Below are 503 nucleotides of genomic sequence, written 5' to 3' on the forward strand. Positions count from 1 at the left end.
ACTTACGCTGATGAAGGGTGATGAGGTTGTCGAAGTCTTCTAATATTTTTGTTATAGCTAATTGCTCTTCCATATTTGGAAATAATAACTCAAACTTCAGCATCTCATTAATTTTTAATACTTTATTTCTTCCTGCACCACCCGGAGATGCAAGTTGAAGGTGATGCTTAAATTTATTGTTTGAAAGCGTATGTTTAAAAAACTTAATTAATAGATTTCTCTTCGGTTTAAACTGAGGAAATCTATGTGATACGAGCTTTCCATCATCATCGCTATCTGTTATAGCAAGAGCCAACTCCCAAGCAAACGTTATATTTAATATAAAGTTACCCTCTTTAACTATATTCATATCCGAGGTTTCAAGCTCGCTTCCAGGTTCAACATAAGTGTGAAATGTCCCTTTACAATGACTTCGTAAACCTAATCTCCAATATCCATCATGTGGAGTTTCAACTCTACTTTCATATCGGTCAAATAATTCTCCCAACTTACGCTGTTCCCAA

The 503-nt window shown here is 35.0% G+C and carries 1 protein-coding gene; it reads right to left on the reverse strand.

All coding sequences use genetic code 11. From position 1 onward, the window contains the following. Positions 1–503: restriction endonuclease subunit S (locus EO115_RS08300; RefSeq protein ID WP_164724096.1), on the reverse strand; the 503-nt coding region annotated here is incomplete at both ends.

It is taken from the genome of Veillonella sp. CHU740 (assembly GCF_003992055.1).
In the GTDB taxonomy this organism is placed as follows: Bacteria; Bacillota; Negativicutes; order Veillonellales; family Veillonellaceae; genus F0422.